We start from the raw sequence: 3,760 nt of genomic DNA, 5'->3' as shown, positions 1-3,760 counted from the left end.
CATGTACACGCAATCCCTCGACCTCCCCAGCGCGACGTCCGCAGCCGAAAGCCACGAAGCCGCAGCCTCCGCCGCCCAAACCCGCTTCGACGCGGTGATGCAGGCCGACGGCAAGATCGAGCCGCAGGACTGGATGCCCGAGGCGTATCGCAAGACGCTGGTGCGTCAGATCTCGCAGCACGCGCATTCGGAGATCATCGGGATGCAGCCCGAGGGCAACTGGATCAGCCGCGCGCCGAGCCTCAAACGCAAGGCGATTCTGCTCGCGAAGGTGCAGGACGAAGGCGGCCACGGTCTGTACCTCTACAGCGCGGCCGAAACACTGGGCGTCTCGCGCGATCAACTGGTCGCCGCGCTGCACGCAGGCAAGGCGAAATATTCGAGCATCTTCAACTATCCGACACCCACGTGGGCCGATGTCGGCGTGATCGGCTGGCTCGTCGATGGCGCCGCGATCATGAACCAGATTCCGCTGTGCCGCTGCACCTACGGGCCGTATGCCCGCGCGATGATCCGCATCTGCAAGGAGGAGTCGTTCCACCAACGCCAGGGCTTCGACGCGCTGCTCGCGATGATGAAAGGCACGCAAGCGCAGAAGGATCTCGTGCAGCAGGCGGTGAACCGCTGGTGGTGGCCGGTGCTGATGATGTTCGGCCCGAGCGACAAGGATTCGATCCACAGCGGCCAGTCGTTCGCGTGGGGCATCAAGCGCATCTCGAACGATGACCTGCGTCAGAAGTTCGTCGATGCGACCGTCGAGCAGGCGAAGATCCTCGGCGTCACATTGCCCGATCCCGACTTGAAGTGGAACGAAGCGCGGCAAGCGCACGACTACGGCGCGATCGACTGGGACGAGTTCTGGCGCGTGGTCAACGGCGACGGTCCGTGCAACAAGGAGCGCCTCGCCACGCGCGTGAAGGCGCACGATGACGGCGCGTGGGTTCGCGAAGCCGCACTGGCGTATGCCGAGAAGCAAAAAGCCCGCGCCCACCAACAAGCTGCATGAGCATGGAGACGATGAAGATGAACAAGGAATGGCCGATCTGGGAAGTGTTCGTGCGCAGCAAGCAGGGACTGGATCACAAGCATTGCGGCAGCCTGCACGCACCGGACGCGGGCGCGGCGTTGCGCATGGCGCGCGACGTGTACACGCGTCGTCAGGAAGGCGTGAGCATCTGGGTGGTGCCCTCGGCGGCGATCACGGCATCGGACCCGGCAGACAAGGCCGAGTTGTTCGAGCCCGCGGGCGACAAGATCTATCGGCATCCGACGTTCTTCGTGCTGCCCGACGAAATCAATCACATGTAAGGGCGCGCGACATGAGCCAGAAAGAACATCTCGCCTACGTGCTGCGTCTTGCCGACAACGCGCTGATTCTCGGACAGCGCAACGCGGAGTGGTGCAGTCACGGCCCGGCACTGGAAGAGGATATTGCGCTGGCGAACATCAGTCTGGATTTGATCGGTCAGGCGCGTTTGCTCTACACGCATGCTGCTTCGCTCGAAGCATCGCTCAACGGCAACAAAAAGACCGAAGACGAATACGCATACTTTCGCACCGAGCGCGAGTTCGCCAACTACACGATCGCGGAGTTGCCACACTTCGGCCCGCTCGCGGGCACGACGCGCACGGAGCGCGATTACGCGGTGACGATCGTGCGCAACTTCCTGTACTCGGCGTTGATGATGGAAGTGTGGAGCGCATTGCAATCATCGAACGATGCGCAACTCGCGGCGATCGCGGCGAAGTCGATCAAGGAGACGAGCTATCACCTGCATCACGCGCGCGACTGGCTGGTGCGTTTCGGCGATGGCACTGCGGAGTCGCATCGGCGTGCGCAGGCTGCGCTCGATTATCTGATGCCGTACACGCGCGAGTTCTTCGCGACCGATGCAATCGAACAGGCCGTCGCCGATGCGGGCATCGCGCCGCTGGCGAGCGAGTTCGAAGCGGCGTGGCGCGAGCAGGTTGCATCGGCGCTCGATGAAGCGACGCTCCGAGCGCCCGTAGAAGTGCAGCACGTCACGACGGGCAAGCAAGGCGAGCACTCGGAGCACATGGGTTATCTGCTGGCGGAGATGCAGAGCCTGGCGCGTCAGCATCCGGGTGCGAGCTGGTAATGCAGGCCATGCAAACCACGATCGAACGCGCGTGGCACGTGCTCGAGTCGGTGCCCGATCCGGAGATTCCGGTGGTATCGATTCGCGAGCTGGGCATCTTGCGCGATGTGCGTCACGGCGACGATGGCGTGCTCGAAGTGGTGATCACGCCGACGTACTCGGGCTGTCCTGCGATGTCGCAGATTGCTGAGGACATCGCGAAAGCGATCGATGATGCGCAACTCGGCGCGCATCGCATCGAGACGGTGCTGGCGCCTGCGTGGACGACCGACTGGATCACCGATGACGCGCGCGAGAAGCTGCGCCGCTACGGCATCGCGCCGCCGACGGGCGCATGCGGCAGCGCAGAGAAGCCGATCCGCTTCGTGGCGCGCAAGCCCGCGACGATCGCGTGCCCGCGCTGCGGCTCGACGCACACGGAGAAGCTGGCGCAATTCGGCTCGACGGCGTGCAAGGCGTTGTATCGATGCATCGATTGCCGCGAGCCGTTCGATTACTTCAAGCCGTACTGAACCTCACTGACAAGCGAGCCGAGAAAACATGGCGACTCCGCAATTTCATCCGCTGCGCATTCGCGACGTGCGCCCCGAAACCGCCGATGCGCTCACTGTTTCATTCGATGTGCCGCCCGCATTGCGCGATGCGTTTCGCTTCACGCAGGGCCAGTTCGTGACGCTCAAGACGCATATCGATGGCGAGGAGACGCGCCGCTCGTATTCGATCTGCGTGGGCGTGACCGACTACGATCGCGATGGCGAATTGCGCATCGGCATCAAGCGCGTGCGCGGCGGGCGCTTCTCGAACTTCGCGTTCGAGACCTTGAAGCCGGGCCATGAGATCGAGGTGATGACGCCCGACGGACGCTTCTTCACGCATCTGAACGCGGATCACGCGAAGCATTACGTGGCGTTCTCGGGCGGCTCGGGCATCACGCCGGTGCTGGCGATCATCAAGACGACGCTGGACATGGAGCCGACGAGCCGCTTCACGCTGGTGTACGGCAATCGCAGTGTCGACGCGATCATGTTCGCCGAGGAACTCGAGGATCTGAAGAACCGGTATATGGACCGGTTCTCGCTGTATCACGTGCTGTCCGATGATTTGCAGGATGTCCAGTTGTTCAACGGCGTGCTGGATCAAGAGAAGTGCAAGGCGTTTCTTTCGACGCTGCTCTCGCCTGAAGAGATCGATGAAGCGTTCATCTGCGGCCCCGGCCCGATGATGGACGCCGCTGAAGCCGCACTGAAAGAAGCGGGCGTGCCGCCGAAGCAGATTCATGTGGAGCGCTTCGGCACGCCGTTGCCGCAGGCGGGTGCGCCGACGATCGAGATTACGGAGAGCACGCCGGCGGCGGATCTGGAACTGGTCATCGACGGCAAGAAGCGCAAGCTGCGTCTGCCTTATGAAGGCGTGAGCGTGCTCGATGTCGGTCTGAAGGCAGGGCTCGCGTTGCCGTACGCGTGCAAGGGCGGGGTGTGCTGCACGTGCCGCGCGAAAGTGCTCGAAGGCGAAGTGAAGATGGACAAGAACTACACGCTCGAACAACACGAGATCGATGAGGGTTTCGTGCTGACCTGCCAGTGCCATCCGGTGAGCGAGCGCGTGGTTGTGAGCTTCGACGAGCGGTAAGCGACGTCCCG

The 3,760-nt window shown here is 63.0% G+C and carries 5 protein-coding genes; all 5 read left to right on the top strand.

Annotated features, from left to right (window positions below):
- Position 1 precedes the first annotated feature (1 nt).
- The 5 genes from paaA to paaE are packed head-to-tail and all read left to right on the top strand — an operon-like array spanning position 2 to position 3,749.
- Positions 2–1,006: a 1,2-phenylacetyl-CoA epoxidase subunit PaaA gene (paaA, locus tag NCS67_RS06660; protein WP_239295562.1), complete on the top strand. Its 1,005-nt coding sequence runs from the start codon at positions 2–4 to the stop codon at positions 1,004–1,006.
- Between the two features lie 17 nt (positions 1,007–1,023).
- Positions 1,024–1,308: a 1,2-phenylacetyl-CoA epoxidase subunit PaaB gene (gene paaB / locus NCS67_RS06655; RefSeq protein ID WP_008349546.1), complete on the top strand. Its 285-nt coding sequence runs from the start codon at positions 1,024–1,026 to the stop codon at positions 1,306–1,308.
- A gap of 11 nt (positions 1,309–1,319) precedes the next feature.
- On the top strand, positions 1,320–2,120 hold the full coding sequence (gene paaC, locus NCS67_RS06650; RefSeq protein ID WP_250434762.1) for a 1,2-phenylacetyl-CoA epoxidase subunit PaaC: 801 nt from the start codon (positions 1,320–1,322) through the stop codon (positions 2,118–2,120).
- Positions 2,120–2,632 carry a 1,2-phenylacetyl-CoA epoxidase subunit PaaD gene (paaD, locus tag NCS67_RS06645; protein ID WP_008352721.1) on the top strand — a complete coding sequence of 171 codons (513 nt, stop codon included), beginning with the start codon at positions 2,120–2,122 and terminating at the stop codon, positions 2,630–2,632. The genes paaC and paaD overlap by 1 nt, the downstream gene beginning before the upstream one ends.
- A gap of 28 nt (positions 2,633–2,660) precedes the next feature.
- On the top strand, positions 2,661–3,749 hold the full coding sequence (gene paaE, locus NCS67_RS06640; RefSeq protein WP_250434760.1) for a 1,2-phenylacetyl-CoA epoxidase subunit PaaE: 1,089 nt from the start codon (positions 2,661–2,663) through the stop codon (positions 3,747–3,749).
- Positions 3,750–3,760: the final 11 nt, after the last annotated feature.

Source organism: Caballeronia sp. ATUFL_F2_KS9A (genome assembly GCF_023630765.1).
GTDB classification, from domain to species: domain Bacteria; phylum Pseudomonadota; class Gammaproteobacteria; order Burkholderiales; family Burkholderiaceae; genus Caballeronia; species Caballeronia zhejiangensis.
Note: the sequence above shows the minus strand (reverse complement) of the source record. Positions and strands in the feature narration are given on the sequence as shown.